The sequence below is a fragment of the Haladaptatus sp. R4 genome (assembly GCF_001625445.1).
GTDB lineage: Archaea > Halobacteriota > Halobacteria > Halobacteriales > Haladaptataceae > Haladaptatus.
The window spans coordinates 637,832-661,346 of sequence record NZ_LWHG01000021.1; the positions used below are offsets into that span (position 1 = coordinate 637,832).

Annotated in this window: 25 protein-coding genes and 2 pseudogenes; 12 read left to right on the plus strand and 15 right to left on the minus strand. The window is 63.0% G+C overall.

What is annotated here, in order from left to right; translation table 11 throughout:
- The first annotated feature begins 45 nt into the window (after positions 1–45).
- Both A4G99_RS12770 and A4G99_RS12775 read left to right on the plus strand, forming a co-directional pair.
- Positions 46–444 (plus strand): nascent polypeptide-associated complex protein, encoded by a 399-nt coding sequence (locus A4G99_RS12770; protein ID WP_066144177.1) that lies wholly within the window; start codon positions 46–48, stop codon positions 442–444.
- On the plus strand, positions 441–1,163 hold the full coding sequence (locus A4G99_RS12775; protein WP_066144178.1) for a methyltransferase domain-containing protein: 723 nt from the start codon (positions 441–443) through the stop codon (positions 1,161–1,163). The genes A4G99_RS12770 and A4G99_RS12775 overlap by 4 nt, the downstream gene beginning before the upstream one ends.
- A 54-nt stretch (positions 1,164–1,217) precedes the next feature.
- Here A4G99_RS12775 and A4G99_RS12780 read toward each other — a convergent pair whose 3' ends face one another.
- Positions 1,218–1,814: a GNAT family N-acetyltransferase gene (locus A4G99_RS12780; protein WP_066144181.1), complete on the minus strand. Its 597-nt coding sequence runs from the start codon at positions 1,812–1,814 to the stop codon at positions 1,218–1,220.
- 83 nt (positions 1,815–1,897) lie between these two features.
- On the opposite strand from A4G99_RS12780, the gene A4G99_RS12785 reads away from it, so the two are divergent.
- Complete coding sequence (locus A4G99_RS12785) at positions 1,898–2,266, plus strand: hypothetical protein (RefSeq protein ID WP_066144184.1); 369 nt, start codon at positions 1,898–1,900, stop codon at positions 2,264–2,266.
- Here A4G99_RS12785 and A4G99_RS12790 read toward each other — a convergent pair.
- The gene (locus tag A4G99_RS12790; RefSeq protein ID WP_066144185.1) at positions 2,243–2,704 is read right to left on the minus strand and encodes an MGMT family protein; all 462 of its coding nucleotides are present in this window, start codon (positions 2,702–2,704) and stop codon (positions 2,243–2,245) included. The two genes, A4G99_RS12785 and A4G99_RS12790, sit on opposite strands and share 24 nt — an antisense overlap.
- Positions 2,705–2,789: 85 nt before the next feature.
- Between A4G99_RS12790 and trpC the strand changes: the two genes are divergently transcribed.
- The 4 genes from trpC to A4G99_RS12810 are packed head-to-tail and all read left to right on the plus strand — an operon-like array spanning position 2,790 to position 6,570.
- Positions 2,790–3,548 carry an indole-3-glycerol phosphate synthase gene (gene trpC / locus A4G99_RS12795; RefSeq protein WP_066144188.1) on the plus strand — a complete coding sequence of 253 codons (759 nt, stop codon included), beginning with the start codon at positions 2,790–2,792 and terminating at the stop codon, positions 3,546–3,548.
- Positions 3,545–4,822 carry a tryptophan synthase subunit beta gene (trpB, locus tag A4G99_RS12800; protein ID WP_066144191.1) on the plus strand — a complete coding sequence of 426 codons (1,278 nt, stop codon included), beginning with the start codon at positions 3,545–3,547 and terminating at the stop codon, positions 4,820–4,822. Before trpC ends, trpB begins: the two co-directional genes overlap by 4 nt.
- A gap of 50 nt (positions 4,823–4,872) precedes the next feature.
- Positions 4,873–5,754 (plus strand): tryptophan synthase subunit alpha, encoded by an 882-nt coding sequence (gene trpA / locus A4G99_RS12805; RefSeq protein WP_066145203.1) that lies wholly within the window; start codon positions 4,873–4,875, stop codon positions 5,752–5,754.
- A gap of 21 nt (positions 5,755–5,775) precedes the next feature.
- On the plus strand, positions 5,776–6,570 hold the full coding sequence (locus A4G99_RS12810) for a 2-amino-3,7-dideoxy-D-threo-hept-6-ulosonate synthase (RefSeq protein WP_066144194.1): 795 nt from the start codon (positions 5,776–5,778) through the stop codon (positions 6,568–6,570).
- Positions 6,571–6,573: 3 nt separating this feature from the next.
- Here the strand turns inward: A4G99_RS12810 and A4G99_RS12815 are convergent, their stop codons facing one another.
- The gene (locus tag A4G99_RS12815; protein ID WP_066144197.1) at positions 6,574–7,245 is read right to left on the minus strand and encodes an HAD family hydrolase; all 672 of its coding nucleotides are present in this window, start codon (positions 7,243–7,245) and stop codon (positions 6,574–6,576) included.
- Positions 7,246–7,363: 118 nt separating this feature from the next.
- Here A4G99_RS12815 and A4G99_RS12820 point away from each other — a divergent pair, with 118 nt between their 5' ends.
- Positions 7,364–8,539, plus strand: a complete 1,176-nt coding sequence (locus A4G99_RS12820) for a 3-dehydroquinate synthase II (RefSeq protein WP_066144200.1) — start codon at positions 7,364–7,366, stop codon at positions 8,537–8,539.
- Here the strand turns inward: A4G99_RS12820 and A4G99_RS12825 are convergent.
- The 5 genes and pseudogenes from A4G99_RS12825 to A4G99_RS12845 form a co-directional block, all read right to left on the minus strand.
- Positions 8,526–8,954, minus strand: a complete 429-nt coding sequence (locus A4G99_RS12825; RefSeq protein WP_066144203.1) for a zinc ribbon domain-containing protein — start codon at positions 8,952–8,954, stop codon at positions 8,526–8,528. The genes A4G99_RS12820 and A4G99_RS12825 overlap by 14 nt on opposite strands.
- A gap of 79 nt (positions 8,955–9,033) precedes the next feature.
- On the minus strand, positions 9,034–9,444 hold the full coding sequence (locus A4G99_RS12830) for a hypothetical protein (protein ID WP_066144206.1): 411 nt from the start codon (positions 9,442–9,444) through the stop codon (positions 9,034–9,036).
- Positions 9,445–9,553: 109 nt separating this feature from the next.
- Positions 9,554–10,228 carry a type I 3-dehydroquinate dehydratase gene (locus tag A4G99_RS12835; protein ID WP_066144209.1) on the minus strand — a complete coding sequence of 225 codons (675 nt, stop codon included), beginning with the start codon at positions 10,226–10,228 and terminating at the stop codon, positions 9,554–9,556.
- A 30-nt stretch (positions 10,229–10,258) separates the two neighbouring features.
- Positions 10,259–11,287 (minus strand): site-specific DNA-methyltransferase, encoded by a 1,029-nt coding sequence (locus A4G99_RS12840; RefSeq protein WP_066144213.1) that lies wholly within the window; start codon positions 11,285–11,287, stop codon positions 10,259–10,261.
- Positions 11,288–11,342: 55 nt separating this feature from the next.
- Positions 11,343–12,304: pseudogene (locus A4G99_RS12845) on the minus strand (transcription initiation factor IIB family protein).
- 248 nt (positions 12,305–12,552) lie between these two features.
- Here A4G99_RS12845 and A4G99_RS29840 point away from each other — a divergent pair.
- A pseudogene (locus A4G99_RS29840) lies at positions 12,553–13,228 on the plus strand (helical backbone metal receptor).
- Positions 13,229–13,360: 132 nt separating this feature from the next.
- Complete coding sequence (gene yjjX, locus A4G99_RS12855; RefSeq protein ID WP_066144216.1) at positions 13,361–13,876, plus strand: inosine/xanthosine triphosphatase; 516 nt, start codon at positions 13,361–13,363, stop codon at positions 13,874–13,876.
- On the opposite strand, the gene A4G99_RS12860 is transcribed toward yjjX, so the two are convergent.
- A complete protein-coding gene (locus tag A4G99_RS12860; protein WP_066144219.1) occupies positions 13,873–15,693 on the minus strand; it encodes a flippase-like domain-containing protein in 1,821 nt (606 codons plus the stop codon). The two genes, yjjX and A4G99_RS12860, sit on opposite strands and share 4 nt — an antisense overlap.
- A 218-nt stretch (positions 15,694–15,911) precedes the next feature.
- Between A4G99_RS12860 and A4G99_RS12865 the strand changes: the two genes are divergently transcribed.
- The gene (locus A4G99_RS12865) at positions 15,912–16,151 is read left to right on the plus strand and encodes a hypothetical protein (protein WP_066145204.1); all 240 of its coding nucleotides are present in this window, start codon (positions 15,912–15,914) and stop codon (positions 16,149–16,151) included.
- Positions 16,152–16,280: 129 nt separating this feature from the next.
- On the opposite strand, the gene A4G99_RS12870 is transcribed toward A4G99_RS12865, so the two are convergent.
- The 5 genes from A4G99_RS12870 to pyk form a co-directional block, all read right to left on the minus strand.
- On the minus strand, positions 16,281–16,895 hold the full coding sequence (locus A4G99_RS12870) for a MarR family transcriptional regulator (RefSeq protein ID WP_066144222.1): 615 nt from the start codon (positions 16,893–16,895) through the stop codon (positions 16,281–16,283).
- Between the two features lie 238 nt (positions 16,896–17,133).
- Positions 17,134–18,327: an SPFH domain-containing protein gene (locus tag A4G99_RS12875; RefSeq protein WP_066144225.1), complete on the minus strand. Its 1,194-nt coding sequence runs from the start codon at positions 18,325–18,327 to the stop codon at positions 17,134–17,136.
- 81 nt (positions 18,328–18,408) lie between these two features.
- On the minus strand, positions 18,409–18,966 hold the full coding sequence (locus tag A4G99_RS12880) for an NfeD family protein (RefSeq protein WP_066144228.1): 558 nt from the start codon (positions 18,964–18,966) through the stop codon (positions 18,409–18,411).
- A gap of 38 nt (positions 18,967–19,004) precedes the next feature.
- Entirely contained in the window at positions 19,005–19,187 is a 183-nt protein-coding gene (locus A4G99_RS12885; RefSeq protein WP_066144230.1) for a hypothetical protein, read from the minus strand.
- A 66-nt stretch (positions 19,188–19,253) separates the two neighbouring features.
- A complete protein-coding gene (pyk, locus tag A4G99_RS12890; protein WP_066144233.1) occupies positions 19,254–21,002 on the minus strand; it encodes a pyruvate kinase in 1,749 nt (582 codons plus the stop codon).
- A gap of 115 nt (positions 21,003–21,117) precedes the next feature.
- On the opposite strand from pyk, the gene A4G99_RS12895 reads away from it, so the two are divergent.
- Positions 21,118–21,402 carry a GYD domain-containing protein gene (locus A4G99_RS12895; protein ID WP_066144235.1) on the plus strand — a complete coding sequence of 95 codons (285 nt, stop codon included), beginning with the start codon at positions 21,118–21,120 and terminating at the stop codon, positions 21,400–21,402.
- A gap of 6 nt (positions 21,403–21,408) precedes the next feature.
- Here the strand turns inward: A4G99_RS12895 and metG are convergent, their stop codons facing one another.
- Positions 21,409–23,475 (minus strand): methionine--tRNA ligase, encoded by a 2,067-nt coding sequence (gene metG / locus A4G99_RS12900; protein WP_066144238.1) that lies wholly within the window; start codon positions 23,473–23,475, stop codon positions 21,409–21,411.
- Between the last annotated feature and the right edge of the window lie 40 nt (positions 23,476–23,515).

Sequence of the window (23,515 nt, forward strand, 5' to 3'; positions counted from 1 at the left end):
ACCGTTTGCGTCACGTTTTTGCCTCTTCGTTCCGACGGTTCGAGTATGTTTGGAGGAGGCGGCGGCGGCGGTGGGCTCGACCCACGCAAGATGCAACAGATGATGAAGCAGATGGGTATCGATGTGGACGACATCGATGCCGAAGAAGTGATCATCCGCACGGCGGACGGCGAAGAACTCGTCTTCGACGCGCCGGACGTCACGCGGATGGACGCTCGCGGACAGCACACGTACCAAATCGTCGGCGACGCCGAGACGCGCGAAGCGTCCGGTTCGTCCGAATCGGCCGGTGCGGTCGAATCCGGATCCGGCGGTGCCGATGAGATTCCGGACGCCGACGTGGAAATCGTCGTCCAGCAGTCGGGCGCGACGGAAGACGAGGCCCGCGAGGCGCTGGAGGCGGAGAACGGCGACCTCGCGGCAGCGGTAAGCCGACTGAAGTGACGGTCTTACTCGTTCACGGCGACCGCGAGTATCTACGCGACCCCGGCGAGGAACTCCAGACCGACCTCGGCGTCCTCACCGTTCCCGAGGACGTCGAACCCGGAGACGTCCTCGCCACCCACTTGGACGAGGAGTTCACGGTGCGGCGGCTTCGCGGCCCGGACCTGTTCCACCACTTCGACCGAACCGGCGCGCCGATGCTCCCGCGAGATATCGGCCTCGTCGTCGGGGAGACGGGCGTCTCCGCGGGCGACCGAGTGCTCGATGCGGGGACCGGAACCGGCGTTCTCGCCGGTTACCTCGGCCGAATCGGCGCGGAGGTCGTCACCTTCGAGCGGAAGGCCGACTTCGCCGAAGTGGCCCGCGACAACATCGAGATGGCCGACGTGGCCGACTCGGTTGACGTTCGGACGGGCGACATCACCGAGAACCTCGACGACCTCGGCGAGTTCGACGTCCTCACCCTCGACACCCCGGACGCGGCGGCGGTCGTCGCACACGCGCCCGACCTGCTCGCGGACGGCGGTTCGCTCGGCGTTTACGCGCCGTTCGTGGAGAGCGCCCGGGAGACCGAACTGGCCGCACGCGAGGTAGGATTGGAGAACGTCCGAACGATGGAAACCATCCAACGCGAGATGGACTTCGACGAGCGCGGCACGCGCCCGTCCACGAGTCCCGTCGGACACACCGGCTATCTCGTCTTCGCGCGGAAAGCGTAGACTCCCGGCGACTGCCGGACGGTCATTTTACTTTCGAGGAATCGAATCGGACGCCTACCGACCGGTGTCGTACTTGTAGGTCGCTTCGTCGGGGTCGATGCCGAACTCCTCGGCCATCTCGTCGGCATCCTCGTCCGATTCTCCCGCCACGTCGTGCGGACCAGCCTCTTTGAATCGTTCGCGCAGGTGCGGAGGCACCTCGAAGGATCCGATGTCGAGCACCATCGGCATCGCGTCGGGTTCGATGGTTTCGCGTTTCGTGTCGAGGCGGTGGCGGAGGTCCGACGGTAGTTCGTCGGTATCGATGTGCTCGAATCCGAACTGGGCGAGGTACTCGGGTACGCCGACGAGCGCGTACACCCGTTCGAAGCCGTCGTCGCTCGCCTTGTCGATGAGACGTTCGATGACGTGTGCACCGACGCCCTGTCCCCGCCACGATTCGACCACACCGATGCTCGTCAACTCACAGATTTCGGGGGCGTCCTCGGGCTTGTGAATTCGAACCCGCCCGAACCCGGCTTTATCGCCCGACGTTTCGTCCACGACGACGACGTAATCCCGGGATCGGAAGGCGGTTCCGTCGAGTCCCATCGCCTCGATATTATCGAGCAACCAGACCTCCTCACGGTTTTTGGCATCCCGGACGTACATGCCGAGAGATACGTTCGGGAGTCACAAAAAGTCATCCGTGGTCGGGACGTTAAAGTGACCCGTCGAGAAACGGCAACCATTCAATGGATTGGCCGAAGGGCGGAGAACGGTGGGAAATAACCCTCCTGATGGTGTTGCTCGTGGTGCAGTTAATTCTCGAAGGGTACGGAATGGTGACGAACAACGGAACGGCCGGGTTCATCGGCCACCTGGTGTTTTCCACCCTTTGGATCGTCTTCGGTTACGCGGCGTTTCGCCACTACGGGAGGACCCCGCGGTCGGTGCTTACGGTGACGCTACTGATCGGCGGTGGGTTGCTGAACGGGTACGTTCTCCTCGCCTCGCATCCGATGGTGGGAGAAGGGGTATCCGAAATTCTGGAGGGGTCAGGAGCCCTGCTGTACGCGTCTCGCCTGCGGGAAACGTCCTCAAAGCCCTTCCAGCGAACGTAGTTTCTGTTCGACGTCCGGCGGTGCGGCGCTCGGACCGTCGCGGACGCGATGGTCGGGCACCAGAATCGGTGCGGGGTTCGCGTCGAGCGCGGTCCTGACGAGGTCTAAATCGGCTTCCTCCGTGTGATCGATACCGGAAGTCATCCGGGCGACTGTTTCGACGTTCACCTGGTCGCCGTAGGGGATGTTTCGCACGGCCTCCAACACGCCGCGCTGGTCGGTCGGAACGGTCAGTGCGACCTGTACGTCCGAGAAGTCTTCCTCGACACCCTCCAGATACGCCATGATTCGGTCGAGTACGGCGTGGTCGGGAAGTGCGTCGTCCTCCGCCTCGTTCGGAAACGTCACGCGCAACACGCGCCCGCTGGCGACGCCGACCTGAACGAATCGCTCCAAGTACGGCGACTCCTGCGCGTAGATTCCGGCAGTCTCGTCCATACGGACGCGAACGAACCTCACGACCTTCAAGATTCGTCCCCCGGACGCAAGTCTTATGTACAAACTAGTCCGTTGATGTACTACAATGAACGTAGATGGTGCACTCGCACCCGCGGTCGAGTCCATCCTCCGGACCGCTCGGGAGCGGGTACCGGACGAGGAGACCGAACGGGTGTCCGTGACTCCCCGTTCGTTTCCGGACGCACTCGCGGCGGCGGCGGACGACGAACGGGTGCCGCTGATCGCGGAGGTAAAGCCGACCAGTCCGACGACGGAGGGCGAACGAAGCGACGACCCCGTCGAACTGGCCGAAACGATGGTCGAAAACGGGGCCGCCGCCCTGTCGGTGTTGACCGAACCGGACCACTTCGGCGGCGATCCGGAAAACCTCCGGCGAATCCGCGAGGCGGTCGACGTTCCCGTCCTCCGCAAGGACTTCATCGTTCGGGAGGAGCAACTGGACGTCGTGGAGGCCGACCTCGTCCTCCTCATCGTGCGATTCGTTGACGATTTGGCGGGTCTGCTTTCGGCCGCCGAAGAGCGCGGCTTTCAGGTGCTCGTCGAAGTTCACAGCGGGGAGGAGTTGGCGGAAGCGCTCGACGCCGGTGCGGACATCGTCGGCGTGAACAACCGTGACCTCGCACGACTGGAAGTCGATCTGGACACCTTCGAGTCGGTATCGCCCGCGGTGCCGAACGACGTAACCCTCGTGGCCGAAAGCGGCATCACGACGACGGAGGACGCCCGTCGAATGCGGGACGCGGGCGCGGACGGTCTGCTTGTCGGAAGCGCGATCATGGACGGCGACGTGGCCGAGAACACGCGGAGGTTGGTCAACGCATGAGTGAGACGAACGAAACGAACGAGAGGAACGCGATGAACGAAGCGAACGAAACGAAATTCGGCGAATACGGCGGTCAGTACGTTCCGGAAGTGCTGATGCCCGCCATCGAAGAGTTGCAATCGGCCTACGAACGCTACGTCCTCAATAACGAGGACGGGTTCATAGACGAGTTCCGCCGCCACATGCGGGACTTCGGCGGACGACCGACGCCGCTCCAGCGTGCGGACGCGCTGAGCGAGCGCTACGGGAAGGAAATCTACCTCAAACGGGAGGACCTGGTCCACGGCGGCGCGCACAAACTGAACAACGCGCTCGGGCAGGTCCTGCTGGCGAAGTACATGGGCAAGGAGCGAATCGTCGCCGAAACCGGCGCGGGCCAGCACGGCACCGCGACCGCGATGGCCGCCGCCTACCTCGATATCGACTGTGAGGTGTTCATGGGCAGAACCGACATCAACCGCCAGCGCCCGAACGTCTTCCGGATGCGAACCCACGACGCCGATGTCATCCCCGTCGATGTCGGGTCGGGGACGCTGAAGGAGGCCATCAACGAGACCATGCGCGACTGGGCGACCAACGTCGAGGACACCCACTACGTCATCGGGAGCGTCGTCGGCCCACACCCGTTCCCGAAGATGGTCCGTGACTTCCAGTCGGTCATCAGCGAGGAGTCCCGCGAACAGATTCGGGAACAGGCCGGACGACTGCCCGACAGCGTCGTCGCCTGCGCTGGCGGCGGATCGAACACGATGGGCGCGTTCCACAACTTCGTTCCCGATGAGGACGTTTCCCTGTTCGCCGTCGAAGCGGGCGGGTCGGGCCTGACTATCGACGAGGACGAGGGCGTCGCACCCCACTCGGCCTCGCTGGGGACCGGCGAGGACGGCGTCCTCCACGGGGCACGAACGAAACTGCTCCAGAGCGAGGACGGACAGATACTCGAATCCCACAGCGTGAGTGCAGGACTCGACTACTCCGGCGTCGGCCCGGAACTCGCTCACCTCGTCGAAACCGGCCGCGTGACGCCGGTCAACGTCGACGACGACGCGGCGCTCGAAGCGTTCCACCGACTCTCGAAGTTGGAGGGGATCATTCCCGCGCTGGAATCGAGTCACGCGGTTGCTTTCCTCGAAGAGGTAACGGACTTGGACGAGTTGGGCGACCTCGTGGTCGTCAACGTCTCCGGACGCGGCGACAAGGACCTCGACACGGTCATCGAGGAGAGCGAGAAACGTGGCATCGACGCGGCACCGAGCATGGAGGTATTCCGATGAACGAACGTGAATCGGAGCACGGAACGTCCGAAGGATGTTCCGGAGTTCGAATGAGTAACTCGAAATCGGATCTCGAATCGGCCTTCGCGGACGAACCGGCCCTGATTCCGTACGTCGTCGCTGGCGACCCGGGTATCGAGGAGACGAAGGAGTACGTTCGAGCGCTCGTCCGCGGCGGCGCGGACGTCGTCGAACTCGGACTGCCGTTCTCGGAACCCATCGCGGACGGCCCGACGATTCAGAACGCCATCCGGCGCGCGCTGAACGGCGGGATGACCCCGCAAAAGTATCTCGACCTCGTTTCGGCGTTGGACGTGGACGTTCCCATCGTCTGCATGACCTACTACAATCTCATCTACCAGTATGGGGGCCGCGAGGCGCAACGCGCCTCGGAACGGTCGAGCGGTGGCACACCGCGAGACGAGGAGGGCGTCGAGGCGTTCGTCTCCGCCGCCGCCGATGCCGGTATCGCGGGACTCATCGTTCCGGACCTCCCCGTGGAGGAGAGCGGTCCGCTCCGACTGGCGTGTGACGAATACGGACTCGACCTCGTGTTCATCGTCGCGCCGACGACGACCGATAGGCGCAAGCGACGCATCTCCACGCAAGCGTCCGGGTTCGTCTACGTGCAGGCCCGGATGGGAACGACGGGCGCACAGGCGGACGTGAGCGGCGATACGCACGAGAGCCTCCAACGACTGGCCGGAAGCGACTTACCGAAGGCGGTCGGGTTCGGCGTGAGCGAGGGCGAACACGCCCGAGAGATCATTTCGGCGGGCGCGGACGGCGTCGTCGTCGGGAGCGCGCTCGTCGACATCGTCGCCTCCGGCGAGAACGTCGCGGAACGCCTCGAAACCAAAGCCGCTGAACTCAAATCCGGGGCACGCGAAGGGAGACAGGATATACCGGAACCGGAACGAACTTCAAACTAGATTGGGACTCTTTAACATACTATGGACACAGGAATCACAGCACGACTCGACCGAATCGGGTCCGACGGGCGCTACGTTATCGTCCCGATGGACCACGGCATCACACTGGGCGCGGTAAAGGGACTGAAAGACATCGAATCGACCATCGACGCGGTGACACGGGGCGGTGCCGACGCCGTCCTCACCCAGAAGGGAATCGCATCGCGCGTCCACGACCACAAGAACGACGCGGGGTACATCGTCCATCTGAACGCTTCTACCGTTATCGGCCCGGACTCGAACGACAAACGAATGACCGGAACGGTACAGGAGGCCATCGCGGCCGGGGCCGACGCCGTGTCCCTCCACCTCAACGTCGGCAGCAACTACGAACCCAAACAGATCACCGACCTCGCGGAGGTCTGCGATACGGCGAGCAAGTTCGGGATTCCCGTCCTCGCCATGTCCTACGCTCGCGGACCGGGAATCGACGAACACGACGCCGAAAGCCTCGGCCACGCGGTACGATTGGCGGAGGAACTCGGCGCTGACGTGGTGAAGACGGCCTACAGCGGCGACCCCGAAAGCTTCGAGCACGTCGTGGAATCGACGCGCCTCCCCGTCGTCATCGCCGGTGGTGCGCCCGAGGGCGACAAGGCGACCCTCGAAGCGGTTCGCGGCGCGATGGACGCGGGCGGCGCGGGCGTCTCCATCGGCCGGTCGGTCTTCCAGCACGACGATCCGGAAGCCATCGCGCGGGCGGTCTCGGGCGTCGTCCACGATGACCTCTCCGCCGAGGACGCGCTGGACGAAGCGGGGCTGTCGGTCGAAGTCTGATTTCTACAGGATAGTCGGAAATTCCGCGAGCGACGGGAGCGTGTACGTCGGTTCGGGGGTTGGATTCGTGACCCGTTCTTCGTAGGGCACCCACACGGAGTCGATGCCGAAAGCGTTCGCTCCGGCCACGTCCGCGCGGAGCGAATCGCCGACGTGGATCGTGTTCTCCGCTTTCACGTCGAGTTCGCTCAGGGCGTGCTCGAACGGCGTTGGGTCCGGTTTCGGCGGAACCCCACCACGAGGGTCGACGAAGACGTGCGTGTCGAAGACATCGGTGATTCCGAGCGCCTCCAATTTGACGGTCTGGGTCGCCTCGTCCCCGTTCGTCACGAGGCCGACGTTCGTCCCGCTGGCGGCTTCCAGCGCCGCTTTCGCGCCGGGACGGAACGAAACCGCGGAATGGTCGAGACACGCCTCGTACGCGGTGGCGAGTTCCGAGGCGTGGGCGTCCTCGACACCCGCGTTCCGGGCGGTGGCGTCGAAACAGAATTCGTAGAACTCGTGTGGCGTTTCGGCGGTCGGAATGCCGTCCACTGCGGCGGCGATGTCGTCGAGCGTACAGTACTGTTCGACGGAAACGCGGTCGAACGCCTCCGCGACGAGTGCCTCCTCGTCCTGGTCCGAGACGCACAGCGTCGAATCGAGATCGAAGAGAATCGCGTCGAAATCGGTCATTTGGTAGTGATATTCGAGGCGGAAGAAAAACCTACTGAGTACGAACTTGCGACGACAGCGATGGCGAGAAGTTGCGGATTCCGCCACGTTCAAGCCATACGACTGCGAGCGATTCAGCATGACACGCTCCGTATGGTTGAAAGCCGACGACAGCGTCGGCGATTGGGAGACTCGACGCAAACGCATCACGGCCGGTTTGGAAGCCGGTGTGGACTGGATCTTGGTCGACGACGACGATGTCGAGCGCGTTCGAGAACTCGGCGACGTGAACGTGGCGGCGTTTCACAACGACGGGGACATCCACGTCTTCGACGCGGAAGAGGACGGGGACGAACAGGAGCGCGCCGACGCTCGGATCGTCGGAAAGAACGCCGAAGGGGACGGGACGGTAGACCTCCCGTCGGATTTCTCCGGTTCCGCCGACCTCTCGACGCTCAGGCGCGATGACGAGGCGGAGGGTGCCTACGTCCGAATTCTGGGGAAGGAGTACGAATCGTTCGCCCAAGCCGCGGCGGAGGAAGCCGACTACACCATCATCGTCGGCGAGGACTGGACCATCATCCCGCTCGAAAACCTCATCGCACGCATCGGCGAGGAGACGGAACTCGTCGCGGGCGTCACGAACGCCGAGGAGGCACGAACCGCCTTCGAGACGCTGGAACTCGGCGCTGACGCCGTGCTGTTGGACAGCGACAACCCGGACGAGATTCGCTCGACGGTGGAGGTGCGTGACGCCGCCGAACGCGAGACGCTGGAGTTGGAGTGGGGTGAAGTCCTCGCCATCGAACAGACCGGCAGCGCGGACCGCGTCTGCGTGGATACCGGATCGCTGATGGAACACGACGAAGGGATGCTCGTCGGGTCGATGTCCCGCGGCCTCTTCTTCGTCCACGCGGAAACGGCCGAATCGCCCTACGTCGCCTCGCGCCCCTTCCGGGTGAACGCGGGCGCGGTTCACGCCTACGTCCGCGTCCCCGACGGCGGGACGAAGTACCTCGCCGAACTCCAGAGCGGCGACGAGGTTCAGTTGGTGGACACCGACGGCAACACCCGCGAAGCGGTGGTCGGTCGGGTGAAAATCGAGAAGCGGCCCATGTTCCGAGTGCAGGTGGAAACGAAGGACGGCGACCGGGTTGAGACGCTACTGCAGAACGCGGAAACCATCAAAGTCGCCACGCCGGACGGGAGAAAGGCCGTGACGGACCTCGACGTCGGCGACGAGGTCAAACTTTTCTTGGAGGGCGGCGCGCGACACTTCGGCGAGAGCGTCGAAGAGAGTATTATCGAGCAGTAGATTCGGCGTCTATCGACGACGAACACCACTGACAGAAGTCGAACTCCGGATCCACTTTTCGGCCGCAGTTTGGACAGCGTACCGTCCCGTTCGCCGCCTCTTGGACGACGCGGTTGTTCCGAACTGCGGACCAGTACGCGTCGACGATGTTGCAGACCGATACGAACAGGAGCGGGAGGGAGACATCGAGGCCAAGATTCTGGGTCGCCTGTGAGTAGGCGGCCATGTCGTTGTTCTGAATCGCGACGGATAGTTCGTTAGCCACCGCTGGAGGGATGAAGAAGTAGGCAGTGAGCAACATGAATCCGAACCAGAGGAACCCGCGAAGCCACTGACGGAGGTAGAAATGCCCCAATCCCGGATAGACGAAGGAACCGAGGGCGGCGAGCCATGGGCGTTTTTTCTTCCGTGTCACTAGTCGTTGATAGCTGACGGAGTGTGTTAAACTCTTCCGATGTGGTGAGTTGCCCGGTTATTCCCTCGAAAAACGGAAGTCAGCGAACGTAGTGAGGGGTGGTCGGTTCAGTGAAAGTGCCGTCGGCGGCCTCGCCGAACTCGCGGAACGTCCTCCTGACGGCACTCAGGCCGAGGAGGTTCGCGAGTCCGAAGACCACGAAAAGGAGGCCACCGAACGCATAACTCGGGTCCGAAGGTTGGGCGAGGGTCGTCCAGAAGAGAACCATCACACCGGTCGCCGCGAAGGGGAGCGAAATCGCGCCACGATAGTGGGACGTGTGGCTAACTTCGAGGAACGCGACGCCGATAGCTGCGAGGAGGGAGACGAGTCCGACGCTCGATGCGTGGAGTCCGGCGGCCGCACCGAGGAAAACGCCGAACCCGCCGACGAGGGTGGCGACTCCGCTCAGGTGGGAGCGACGCCGTTCGATGGTATGAGTAGGGACCATGTGTTCGGGTACGGTTCATTACGTTATCATTTTTTCCCTCGACGGCTGACCTGTGACAATCGAATCGTCGCGCCGACGGTCGTGGGATAGAGAGGAGGCGTCTCCCGAGCTATTTCCCTCCCAACTCGTCCACGAGCCGCGACAGGGTGGCCAAATCGTACTGTCCCGGTGCGGTCGCGTCGGCCAGGTAGAGGGGTGCGTAGCCGATTTTCGACCCGTAGATGGGGACGACGGCCCGGGAGTGGCGGCCGACTTCGCCCATGGCGAGGGTGGCGACGGTTCGGCCGTGTTCAGTGAGGAGGTCCGTCACGCGGAGTACGTCGAGCACGTCCGAACGGGAGTGGGCGGTGACGGCGAGTTTTCCCACGTCGGCGTGGTCGGTGCAGTTTTCGAGCAGTTCGCGCATCCGTTTCTGCGAGGGCGTCGCCTCAAAATCGTGGACCGAAGCGACGACGAGCGCGTCGTTGTCGCGTGCGTGAGCGGCGGCCTCCTTACCCTGCTCCATGAGCAGGGTTTCGAGTTCGACGTCCACCGCGACGACCGACGGATGCTCGACCGCTTCAGCCAGGTCGTCCAGTCGCTCGTCACCCGTTGCTTCGCCGCCCTCCCACGCGGCGCGGTTGGTGGCGATGAGGGGAAGGTCGCCGTCGTAGGCGGACAGCGACGGGAGCGGGTCGTCCGCGAGGTCCATTCGAAACTCCACGAGGTCGGCGTGGTCGCGGGCAGGAGGTTCGTCGCCGAGGTCGGCCGTGCTCACGGCGAGCGAGAAGGAATCGAAGTTCATGGCCTCGAATTCGCGTCGGTGAATAAAAGACTACTCGGAGTACGGTTCGTGTGTGGCGAAAAATCGCGTCCCGTCGCGTTCCACGTCGTTCACATCGTACAGCAAAATGTCCCGTTCCTGGGCGGTCTTGACGGGGAAGTCGTAGTTACGAGCGTCGTATTTGAGGGTTCCGTCGTGGTCGGAAACGAACTCGCGGTGGTCGTCGAGTCGTTCGCTGACGATCTCGCGTGAGAGGTCCTCTACGGCGGCGACCCGCTCCGCGAACAGTTCCGTGAAGTCGGCTTCGAGTTCGTAACCGACGGAGTTGCGCCCGGCGACCATCGCGGCGAGTGAGGTGGTTCCGGTCCCCCAAAACGGGTCGAAAACCGTGTCGCCGTAGACGGAAAACATGGAGATAAGGCGGTACGGGAGTTCGAACGGGAACGCCGCCGAGCGCTCGCGGAGGTCGCCGTGGTCCAGCAACTGCTCCTCGCCGCGGACGTTGGTCCAGAGGTCGGAAAACCACTCGTTTCGCTCCTCCCAGAAGTACGCCGACTCGTAGCGGTGGTCGATACCGGGTTCGAATTCGCGGGTGTCGCCGTTACGAAAGACGAGGAGGTATTCGTGTTCGAGCGCGGTGTACGCGTTCGGCGGGAGCATCCCCGACCCCATGAACTTCGTCAGGCGGTTCGACGGCTTGCGCCAGAGGATGTCGGGGAGGGGTTTGAGTCCACGCTCGCGGAGGTGGCGGAGCACTCGGGCGTGATTGGGAAACGACTGGAAGGTTCCGTCCACCTTCCGCGTCGCATCGCCGACGTTTACCACCGCGATTCCGCCGGGCTTCAACACGCGGGTGACTTCGGCCCAGACGGCGTCGAGTTCGTCGTGCATCAACTCGAATGCGGTATCGCCGTCGCCTCGCTCCAGCGCGGTTTCGATGGCGGAGTTCACCTCGCCGAACAGGTCGTCCCACATCTCGATCATCGGATAAGGGGGCGACGTGACGACGAGATCCATCGAATCGTCGGGAAGCGAGTTGTCGCGTGCATCACCGACGTGAATCTCGTGCTCGGTTTCCATTGCAGTAGCTTCCTGAATGTATCGGCGGGGCGTAAAAACCTCTTTTCAAACTCGTCTACAGCGCGACGGTTCCTTCTTCGGCTTCGAGCAATTCGTGATAGCGGTTTCGGATGGTGACTTCGCTGATGTCGGCCACGTCGCTGACCTCGGCCTGCGTGGTCTTCTCGTTGGTCAACAGCGCGGCGGCGTAGACGGCGGCCGCGGCGAGTCCGACGGGCGATTTCCCGCTGTGAACGCCCTGTTCCTTCGCGTTGCGGAGGAGTTCGCGGGCGCGGTGTTCCGCCTCGTCGGAGAGTTCGAGTCCGGACGCGAATCGTGGGACGTAGCTCTCGGGGTCTGCGGGTTTGACTTCGAGGCTGAGTTCGCGCACGACGTAGCGGTAGGTTCGTGCGACTTCGCTCTTCTCGACTCGGCTGACCTCGGAAATCTCGTCCAAACTGCGCGGCACACCGGCCTGTCGGGCGGCGGCGTACACACACGAGGTCGAAACGCCCTCAATGGAACGGCCCGGCAGGAGGTCCTCGTTCAGCGCGCGGCGGTAGATGACGCTGGCCATCTCGCGGACGTTGTCCGGGAGGCCGAGCGCGCTCGCCATGCGGTCGATTTCGCCGAGCGCCTGTTTCAGGTTGCGCTCCTTGCTGTCGCGGGTGCGGAAGCGCTCGTTCCACTTGCGGAGTCGCTGCATCTTCTCGCGCTGGCGGGAACCGAGCGAGTTACCGTAGGCGTCCTTGTTTCGCCAGTCGATGTTGGTCGAGAGCCCCTTGTCGTGCATCGTGTTCGTCGTCGCGCGTCGACGCGGGACTTCTCGTTTTTCTCCTTGGCGTCGAATGCGCGCCACTCCGGGCCGCGGTCGACGTTGTCCACTTCGACGACCAGACCACAGTCCTGACAGATGGTTTCGCCGTGGCCGGAGTCCGCGATGAGCTTTCCGCTACATTCGGGGCAGGTTTGGCCTTTCTGCCCGCTTTTCTCTACTTCGGATTCGTTGCTTCTCGTTCGAATACTCGTGTTTTGCATGTGCAGTACCTCCTCAGAGGGAGCGTCGGCTACCGGGCAGGTTAATCCCGAAAAACCCGGATACCGCAGTCTTAACTCGTGGTTATGACGAAAGGTACTTAAAGAATTCGTTTTTGACGCCCCGTGAGTTCGTGAAACAGTCACACGGGGCGTGAAGTCGCCGTTTGGCGTCAACCGAGCGAAATGTTTAAGAAGGGATTACCGGCCGGTAACGAACTGTTTACTCACACCGGAACGAATCGAGTCCCATGGAGTCAAACCGCGTCGTGTCGCTCGCACCGAGTGTCACCGAAATCGTACGGGAACTCGACGCGACGGACCTGCTCGTCGGCGTCACGCACCACTGCCGAGTCGATTCGGACGACGTTCCCGCGGTCGGCGGGTGGCTGAACCCGAATTACGAGGCGATCCGAGCGTGTGACCCTGACCTCGTCGTGACGACGGACTCGTTACAAGCGGACGTGCGCGACGAACTCCGCGACCGTGACTACCGCGTCGTCCACGTCGACCCGCGAACGCTCGCGACGCTCGTCGAACTCGTTCGCGACGGTCGGCCGGGCACTCGGGAAACCGCAAGCGGGAAACGACCTCGCGTGGCGTGCCCGGAGTCGTATCGAACGCGTTCGCCGACTGGTACGCGGGCGGCCGAGACCGACCGTCTACTGCGAGGAGTGGTCAGAGCCACCGACCGCCGCCGGAAACTGGGTTCCAGACGCGGTGCGGGCCGCTGGAGGGGAGTATCCGTTTCTGTCAGCGGGGGAGCGCTCCCGCGAAGTGGATTCGGCGGATGTCGAGGCGGCGAACCCGGAACACGTGTTCCTCCACGTTTGCGGCCGAGGGGAGCGAGAGCGACCCCGAGGCCGTCCTCGACCGAGAGTGGGGAATTCCGGCGGTCGAGAACAATACCGTCCACGTCCTCGATGACTCGCTGTTGAATCAGCCGAGTCCGCGACTGCTCGACGGCATCGAGACGATGACCCGGATACTGCACCCGGACGCCGTCGAGTCAAACGACTGAGTAGCAATCACCAAGTCGGCGGACGAGAGACGACGACCATGCGAATCGGAGTCGGCAGTGGAAACCCAGTGAAAGTGGCTGCAGTGGAAGCCGCCCTCGGCGGGCGATTCGACGCGAGCGTCGAATCCGTCCCCGTCGAGTCGGGGGTCGCGGAACAACCGTTCGGAGAAGGAGAGACCGTCGAGGGAGCGGAGAATCGCGCCCGGCGAGTCGTCCGTTCCGGCGAGTACGACCTCGGCGTCGGTTTGGAAGGCGGCGTCGCCGAAGTTTCGGGAACGGACGGATTGTATCTCATCATGTGGGCCGCCGTGACGAACGGAGAGACGATAGGACACGGTGCCGGACCGCGACTACAGCTTCCGGAATCGGTCGCCGAACGGATACGGGACGGCGAGGAACTCGGACCGGTGATGGACGACACCCTCGGCGAGGACGACGTGGCGAAAAAGCAGGGTGCGGCGGGGGCGCTCACGGACGGAATCATCGACCGACAAGAAGCGTTGGAACACGCGGTGGCGGGGGCGCTCGCCCCGTTCGTCACCGAATTCTATTAATCGTCGAGCGAGGCCGGTTCCTCGACCGACACGTCGCGACCCTCTTCGACCGCTTGGGTCAGCGAGACGTTGAGCGAGAACATCGACCCGACGCCGCCGACGAGCGTGACGACGTTCTTCACCGCGTGGTCGACGATAGCCGCGCCGAGTGCGACCTCCCACGGGATCGGAGTCAGACCCGCGACGAAGACCGTGAACGCGGCCTCGTACAGGCCGACGCCGCCGGGTGACAGCGGAAGGACCTTGGCGAGGTTGCCGACGCTGACCGCGAAGAAACCGACGGCGACAAGCGTGACGAGGGTCAGCGACACGTCGCGGAACGCGGTCAGCACGAGGATGGCCGTCAGCACGTCGAGCGACCAGATCGCGAGACTGCTCAGACCGACGCTCGCGAAGGCTTCCCGGTCGTTTGCGACCATCTGCACGTCACCGGTGAAGCGCTCCACGATGCCCGCGATGTGGTTCGCGTACGAGTCGGAACTAACCCGCGTGACGAACGAACGGACGAGGTTGCTGTCCGAGCGCGCGCTGGCGATGATGACGGCGACTGCCGCGATTGCGAGGACGCCGACACCGGCGGCGACGTACACCGCCGTTCGCGCTGCCTCCGCGTGCTTCGCACCGGTGACGGCCTGTACGATGGTGGCCGCCTGTCCCGTTACGGTCAGTCCGATGAGGACGACACCGGCGAGGACGGTTATCGTCAGCAGGTCGAACACCCGTTCGACCGCGAGCGACGCAAAGCCGGACGGGTACGGGATGTTGCGCCGGGCCTTCATCACGTAGGCACGGACACCGTCACCGAGTCGGGCGGGGAACACGAGGTTCCCGGTCTGGCTGATGAATATCGCGCCGGTGAGGAAACCGGTGCTTTCGGTGTAACCGAGTTTTTCGAGGATGTTCTTGTATCGAACGCCGCGGAGCGGCCACGAGAACACGTACACCACGGCCGCGAGAGCGACCAGTGCGAGGTTCGCGTGCTCCATCTGGTCGAGCACCTTCCCGAGCGGGAGATACCGACCCATCAGCGCGACGGCGATGATGGTCAACAGGATCCCGACGGCGATGGAGACGCCGCGGGTGATTCGCGGCGCGACGGTGAACTCCCACCAACAGCGACCGATCTGACTCCCCATGCCGAACACGTCGCGGACGAGGTCCACTTTCGTGTCGCCCTTCGGCGTCCAGTCCACGGAGAACTCCTTGATTTTGTAGCCCTTGCGCTGTGCCCGAACGAGGACTTCCGTGTCCCAGAACCAGTGGTTGTCCCCGACGTCCGCGAGTACGTCGAACAGGGCGGTCCGGTCGAACGCCTTGAACCCACACTGGTGGTCACGAAGGTCCGAACGGAGGAACAGACGCGTCAGCCCGTTGAAACCACGGCTCGCAACGTCACGTTTCGCCGGGCGGTCGGCGACGTTTTCGGGCATCCACCGCGACCCCGTCGCGAAGTCGTATTCGCCGGAACGGACGCTCTCGACCAACTCTTCGAGATGTCGCATGTCCGTCGCGAGGTCAGTGTCGAAGTAGACGAGTGTCTCTCCGTTTGACTCTTCGAATGCGTGATTCAATGCTCCCCCGCGTCCCAACCGTTCGTCACTGTGGAAGTGGCGAACCCGTTCGTCCTGGGCCGCCATTCGGTCTGCGATTTCCGGCGTTCGGTCGTCACAGCCATCTTCGGCAACGATCACTTCGAAACTATCTGGAGGGAGAAACGATTCCAATGTGTCGAGGGTTGTCTCGACGGTGTTCTCTATGGTCGTCTCCTCGTTGTACGACGGGAGGACGACGCTCACCTCTACAGAACCACCGCTCATTATGGAACTGTCTCACCCTCGCACCGTAAGTAGCTTCTGGGCCACGATTGTCATGAGTCAGAGCGACACACGCCTCGAAACGTGGCGTTAACCAACCGTACCAACCACCCCCGTGGGAGGAATTATATTCACATATATTTTCATAGAAATCACAAGAGGGCGTGGCGTTAACCGCTCGTACCAAACCCACTAAGGTCGTATCCATGTTCTACAGTAGTATGAGCACCACGACTGCTGGTACGACGACGCTTACTGACAAACAACAGCGAATTCTCCGGTACCTTCGTGAAAACGGCACGACAAAAACCTACTTCAAGTCCCGACTCATCGGCGACGAACTCGGACTGACCGCGAAGGAAGTCGGCACGAACATGACCGCCATCGCGGACGGAAACTTCGACGTGGAAGTCGAGAAGTGGGGCTACTCCTCCTCCACGACGTGGAAAGTCAGCGCATAATCGCGACGCGTCGTCCCAGTCGGTTTTCCGCCCGGCACTGGCCGGGCCCATCATCCACTCGTCTTCCCGAAAGCCGTTACTACCGAACGGAACGGAAACGACGGTAAGAGATCGAGAAACGGCCGATTTTCAGGGATCGAACGAAATCAGATTCGATGCTTCACCGGCGAACTGCTCCGCGTTCGCATCGAACGAATCAGCGTAGCGGACCAGCAGCGTGATGAGCGTCTCCGGGTGTCGAACGGCGTAGCCGTTCTCACGCGAGAGCAGGCCTTTTTCGTCCAAATCGGCGGCGTATTTGCTCACCGTCGGTCGGGAAACGTCGAGCGCGGCCGCGAGGTCACTGCCGGTCGCGTCGGGGTTGCGGAGCAGTTCGATCATCATCCCGCGCGGCGTGTCCCGTCGGAGATAACCCAACGCGACCTGTTCGAACGCGGAGAACTGCTCGGCCGGGAAGAAACGCCGGTAATCGCCGTCCCGGTGACTTTCGACCACGCCGAGTTCCACCAGTTGCCGGAGGTGGTGTTGTGTCTCGCCGGTGCCGAGTTGCAGGTCGTCGCGTACCTTCGAGAAATGTGCGCCCGGTGTCGTCGTGACGTAGCCCGCAATCGCGTCGCGGGCTTCGCTCTGCCCGCCGGAATGGTTCCCCTCGGCGAGCTTTGCGAGCGGCGCGGCAGCCCCCAAAACCGCAAAGCGGCGGAGGGTGGCGCGCTTATTTTCATCGACGTTCCCGTGCTTAACCATCTATACATCGGTACAACCGGGGAACGTAAAACAGCTTCGTTTGGGAGACAATTACAATCGAGTGGTTCCGAGCGGGGTGAGAAGTACGATAGGTATCAAAACATCAGTAATCAAAATCGCGACACGATTGCATTATCCGGACTGCGGTCGTCGTTCACTCGGCCGTCACGGCGTGAGCCGTATCGGCGTGTGAAAACGGCGTCGCAGTCGACACGCGGAAAAACGGAGGGAGGGCAGGTTACTCGACTTCGGTTTCGAGTTCGGTCTCTTCTTTCGACTCGGAATCCTCGCCTTGGTCGGATTCCATCTCGCCGCCCATCTCGGCGTCCATCTCCTCGATGACTTCGTCGGCGCTCTTGATTTGGGCCTTGTCCTCGCCTTCCTTGATGGCCTGTGCCTGTTTCTCCATCTCCTCGACGTCCATCTCGGCTTCCTCGTCGATCTGTCCGAGGATTTCGTCGATGTCGTCGAGACCGAGCAGTTCACGGGTCTCGCCGTCGAAGTCGAGGCTGTCCAACTGCGACTCTCCTTCTTTCACGTCGCTGCCGGTCAGGTGCTTGCCGTAGCGGCCGACCAGCGAGGAGAGTTCCTGCGGGAGGACGAACGTCGTGGACTCGCCCTCGCCGATGGCCTGGAGCGTCTCCATTCCCTTCTCGATGACGGCGCGTTCACCCATCGACTCGGCGGACTTCGCGCGAAGCACGGTCGAAACCGCATCACCCTGTGCTTCGAGGATCTGACTCTGCTTTTCACCTTGCGCGCGGATGATGTTGGACTGCTTGTCACCCTCCGCCGTCTCGATGGCGCTGCGGCGTTCACCTTGCGCTTCGAGAATCATGGCACGACGTTTCCGTTCGGCGCTGGTCTGTTGCTCCATCGCCTGCTGGACGTCCTTGGACGGGTTGACCTCACGGACCTCGACGCTCTCGACGCGAATCCCCCACTCGTCCGTGGGTTCGTCGAGTTCGCGGCGGATCTTCGCGTTGATCTCCTGTCGCTTGTTGAGCGTGTCGTCGAGTTCCATGTCACCGAGGACGGCGCGGAGCGTCGTCTGGGCGAGGTTCGAGACGGCGCGTTTGTAGTCCTCGACCTCGAGGAACGCCTTCTTCGCGTCCATCACCTTGATGTAGACGACGGCGTCGGCGGTCACGGGCGAGTTGTCGCGCGTGATGGCCTCCTGTCGCGGCACGTCGAGCGTCTGTGTCCGCATATCGAAGCGGTAGGTCTTGCTGACGAACGGCGGCACGAAGTTGATACCCGGTTCGAGGAGTTTTCGGTACTCCCCGAAGACGGTTAGCGCGCGCTTCTCGGTCGCCTGCACGATTTCGACGGCCTGCCAGACCGTAACGATAACGAGCAGTAACAACAACAGTGCGACGATCATTAGCCCCCCGGTCAATGGGGCGCTCTGCAGGGGTATTGTGGGCAGCATTACGTTCGGATGTTGGGATACATACTTGTTAAGTATTCTGCTACTTTATCCTATATGATCCGACAATAAAAGGGGGGAGAATTACAGCTCCTCGGTTTCCCGCTCCGCACGGTCCGTCTCCGCTCGGTTCGCGTCGGTCCGCCCGCGTGCGAGTTCACGGTCGATAGGGTCCTCGATGAAATCGAGGGGTTCGACCGTGACGACGTTCCCGCCGCCGGGGTCCATGACCATCACTTCCGTTCCTTCCGGAATCTCGCCGTCCATGGTTCGGGCGGCGTAGTAGGGGTTGAAACCGCCGCTGTCCAGTTTCACCTGTCCTTCCGAACGCGTCACGCGCTCGGTCACGTGGCCGGTGGTCCCTTTCAACGAGTCCGAGTCCTTCGTCCTCCCGGACCCCTTGCCGCCGTAGAGGTCGAGGTGACGATAGCCGTAGAACGATATCGCGCCGAACGCGAGGACGAGGAACGAGAGCACGAACGGTTGGGCGAGCGGCGGAAAGAGGAACGCGACCAATCCGGCGAGCAGGAGCGCGATGCCGACGACGATGAAGTGTGCGCCGGGAATGAGCGCTTCCGCCAACGTGAGCCCCGCGCCCGCGATGACGAGCAAGAGCGCGAGCGAATCGAAGGGCGATGCCATGATTGGGGATTGGTGTCGAACGATTAAGGGTTTGTGGGTTACGCGACCCCGATGGCGTGGAGAAAGACGAACAGAACGGTAAGAGCACCGAGGAGAACGAACAGCACGTTCTCGGCCGATGGGGACCCCGGTTCGAGGGGTTCCTCCTCGGCGAACATGTCGGATGGCGTGTCGTCGGCATCTTCACCGACGTCCTCCACGTCGTACTTCCAGTCGGACATACGTCAAGATACGCGACGGGCAACCAAAAGGTTGGCTACGAAAAGACGGACGACGAAAAAACCGAATTACGACCGGTCGGAGGAGCGGACGTCGCCCTCGTACACGACGCCACGTTCGGCGTCGAGGGTGACCTCGTCGCCGTCATCGACGGTCGGGCCGAGCGGTGCGCCGCTTATCATCGGGATGTCGAGTTCGCGCGCGACCAGTGCCGGGTAGCCGGTCATCCCCGGGCGAGAGTCCACGATACCAGCGATACGTCCGGTATTGCCGGTGAACTCGCCGTCGAAGTCCGGTTCGAGGACGAGAATCCCGCCGTCGGTAATCTCCGAGGAGGTCGCCGTCGAGGAGCGAGCGACCGGACCGGCCGCCTGCCCGCGAACGACGCTACGTCCGGTGGCGATGGTTTCGGCGGCGACGTGGACCTTCAGCATGTTCGCCGTATCCGAGCCGTCGAGTTCGCTCATCATTCCCGTGAGGACGACGACGGTATCGCCGCTTTCGGCGACCCCGGCATCGAGCGCGGCTTGGACGCCGTCTTCGACGATGTTCTCCACACTGTGACCGAGGTCGGTGTACTGGGCGTTGACGCCCCACGACAGGGCGAGCGTGCGTCGAACGCGGTCGTTCGGCGTCGTCGCCACGATGGGCACGCCGGGGCGGAACTTCGCCACCTTCAGCGCGGTGTACCCGGATTCGCTGGCGGCGACCACAGCACTCGCGCCGATGTCGCGGGCGAGATAGCGGGCGGAACGAGCGATGGCGTCGGTTCGCGTCTCGTCACCGGCGGGGACGCGCTGTTCGAGCGTCTCCGCGTACTCGTCGCTCCCTTCGGCTTCGCGGACGATCCTGTCCATCGTCTCCACGACGCGGACGGGGTGCTCGCCGATGGCCGTCTCGCCCGAGAGCATCACGGCGTCGGTGCCGTCGAGGACGGCGTTGGCCACGTCGGAGGCCTCCGCGCGCGTTGGACGACGGGAGTGAACCATCGAATCCAGCATCTCGGTCGCGGTGATAACGGGGACGCCCGCCTGCTGACACGTCCGGATGATGCGCTTTTGGATCATCGGCACGTCCTCCATCGGGCACTCGACGCCGAGGTCGCCGCGCGCGACCATCACGCCGTAGGCCGCATCGACGATTTCCTCCAGATTGTCGACCGCGCCGCTCCGCTCGATTTTGGCGATGATGGGGATATCGGCACCGAACTCCTCCAGCACCTTGCTGATCTCGTAGACGTCGTCCGCGTCACGGACGAAACTCGCGGCGACGAAGTCCACGCCCTTCTCGGCCGCGAGTTGCAGGTCGTTTCTGTCCTTCTCGGTGACGACGCTCAGCCCCAGTTCGACACCGGGGACGTTGACGCCCTTTCGGCTGCTGAGGTCGCCGCCGCTCACGACGTGTGCGACGACGGCGTCCCCGTCGATCTCCTCGACTTCCGTCTCGATCCGGCCGTCGTCCAGCAGGACGGTGTCCCCCGGTTCGGCGTTCGTGATGGAAACCGAGAGGCCGACTTCCTCCGGCGTCGCGTCCTCACCCTCCACGAACCGAACCGTCGAGCCGGTTTCGAGCGTGATGGGTTCGTCCACTTCCGCCGTTCGAATCTCCGGACCTTGCGTGTCGAGCATGGCCGAAAGAGGATTCTCGGTTGCTTCGTCGACCTTCCGAATCGTGTCGATGATCTCGGCGCGGTCCTCGCGCGAGCCGTGGCTCGCGTTCACCCGCGCGACGGTCATTCCCGCGTTCGAGAGTTCCCGAACCATGCTCCGAGAATCGGAAGCGGGCCCGAGGGTACAGACGATTTTCGCATTTCTCATGAACGGCAATTGGTGTGGACACTCAAAAAAACCCCACAGTTAACTCGCAGACGAGTTTATTCCGTAGCGACCCCGGCCACAATCGATATTTGTGTCGCCTGCAAAAGGAGAAAATATGTCGAAGTACGCGTCGCTCGTTACTGTCGAGCAGAACTATCAGAACGTTCAAGAGCTGGCGTCGATCTGGGGAGACATCCGAAACGAACTGGAGTCGCACGAGACGACCCTCGAATCGACCTACGCGATCCTCGGGGAGTACGACTTCCTGCTCATCATCGACGCCGAGGACCGCGATGCGGCGTATCGAGCATCGCTGTGCATCGAGCGCTACGGACTCGACATGCAGACGATGGAAATCCTCCCGATGGAAGATTTCGCGGGCTTGGTCGAAGACCTCTGAGTTCGGTTACTTGATCTTCGTGCCCGGTTCGGCGTCGGCGTGCGTCGTCAACAGGTCGGCGTCCTCGCCCGCCGCGAGAACCATTCCGTTGCTCTCGACGCCGAACAGTTCGGCCTTTTCGAGGTTGGCGACGACGACGATCTTCGTTCCCGGCAACTCGTCCACGTCGTGGAGTTGTTTGAGACCGGCGACGATCTGTCGCGTCTCGCTGCCGATATCGACTTCGAGTCGCAGGAGTGCGTCGGCACCCTCGATCTCCTCGGCCGACTCGATGCGGCCGACGCGGAGGTCGAGATCCTGGAATTCGTCGAAGCTGATCCTGTCGTCCGAGATGGGTTCTTCGTCGCTCACGGTTTCATCTTCGTCTTCCTCGTCGTCGGTTGTAGCCGCTTCGATACGCGCATCGAGCGTCTCGTTCAGTTCCTCGACGCGCTCGTCCTCGATCTTGGCGAACAGTTCTGTCGGCTTGTCGAAGTCGCCGCGCGGCGCTTCGAGCGCGTCCGCGACCTCGGTTCCGTGAACAGACCCGTCCTCGCCGAGTTGCGTCCAGAGCGCTTCGGCCTTGCCGGGCAGAATCGGCTCGAACAGCACGGCGAGCGCCTTGGACACCTGTACGCAGTCGTAGATGACCTGTTCGGCCCGCTCGGGGTCCTCGTCGGTCAGTTTCCACGGTTCGTTGCGCTGGATGTACTCGTTACCGAACCCGGCCAGTGCGGTCGCGGCGTCGCCGAGGTCCTTGAGCGAGTAGTCGTTGACGGCCGCGGTGAACGCCTCCACGGCTTCCTCGATTCGCTCCGTCACCTCGTCGCTCGCCTCGGCGTCCGGCGCGCCGTCGTAGTTCCGCGACGCGAACAGCAGACTTCGGTAGACGAAGTTGCCGACGGTACCGACAAGTTCGCCGTTGACGCGCTCCTGGAACCGGTCCCACGAGAAGTCCACGTCCTGCTGGAACCCGCCGTTGGTGGCGAGGTAGTAGCGCAGCAGGTCCGGGTCGAAGCCCTCGTCGAGGTAGTCGTCGGCCCAGACGGCGCGGTTGCGACTGGTCGAGAAGCCCTTGCCGTTCAGGTTGACGAAACCGCTCGCCATGACGGCGCGGGGTTCGTTGTACTCCGCGACGTGGAGCATCGCGGGCCAGAAGACGGTGTGGTGCTGGATGATGTCGCGTCCGATGATGTGGACGATTTCCCCTGCGTCCTTCCACGTCTCCTCCCAGTCGTAGGTGTCGGGACCGACGCGCTCGGTGTACTGCTTCGTGCTGGCGATGTACTCGATGGGGGCGTCCACCCAGACGTAGAGCACGAGGTCTTCGGACACCTCGTCTCCCTCGTCACCAGGGTAATCGATTCCCCAGTCCATATCGCGGGAGATACACCAGTCCTGGAGTTCGCCCTCGATCCACTCTCGGGGCTGGTTCTTCGCGTTGCTCGTCCCTTCGAGTCGGTCGATGAACCCCTGCAGGTACTCCTGCAGGTCCGAGACGCGGAAGAACTTGTGCGTCCGCTCGCGGTACTCCGCCGGGTTCCCGGTACGGATGCTCGTCGGGTCCTCGATTTCGCCGGGTTCGAGGTGCCGTCCGCAGCCCTCGTCACACTCGTCCCCGCGCGCGTGGGCACCACAATACGGGCAGGTCCCCTCGACGTAGCGGTCGGGGAGCGGGTCGTCCTCGATGGGGTCCCACGCGACCTTGATCTCTTTCTCGTAGATGTACCCTTCCTCGTCCAGTTTGCGGACGATTTCCTGGGTGAGTTCCGTGTTCGTCTCGTCGTCCGTGTGGCCGTAGTTGTCGAACTCGATGTTGAACTTCGGGAACGTCGCTTCGTACTTCTCGTGGTGGCGAAGCGCGAATTCCCGCGGCGAAACGCCCTCCTTCTCGGCGTTCACGGCGACGGGCGTACCGTGCATGTCGGACCCCGAAACGAAGGCCGTCCGCTGGCCGAGCGTGTCGAGGGCGCGCGAGTAGACGTCACCGCCGACGTAGGTTCGGAGGTGTCCGATGTGGAGTTCCCCGTTCGCGTAGGGAAGTCCACACGTCACCACCGCCGGTTCCTCGGTGGGAAAACTGTCGTGGCTCATACTATCGTCTCCTTCCTTGCGGGTGTAAAACCCGCCGATT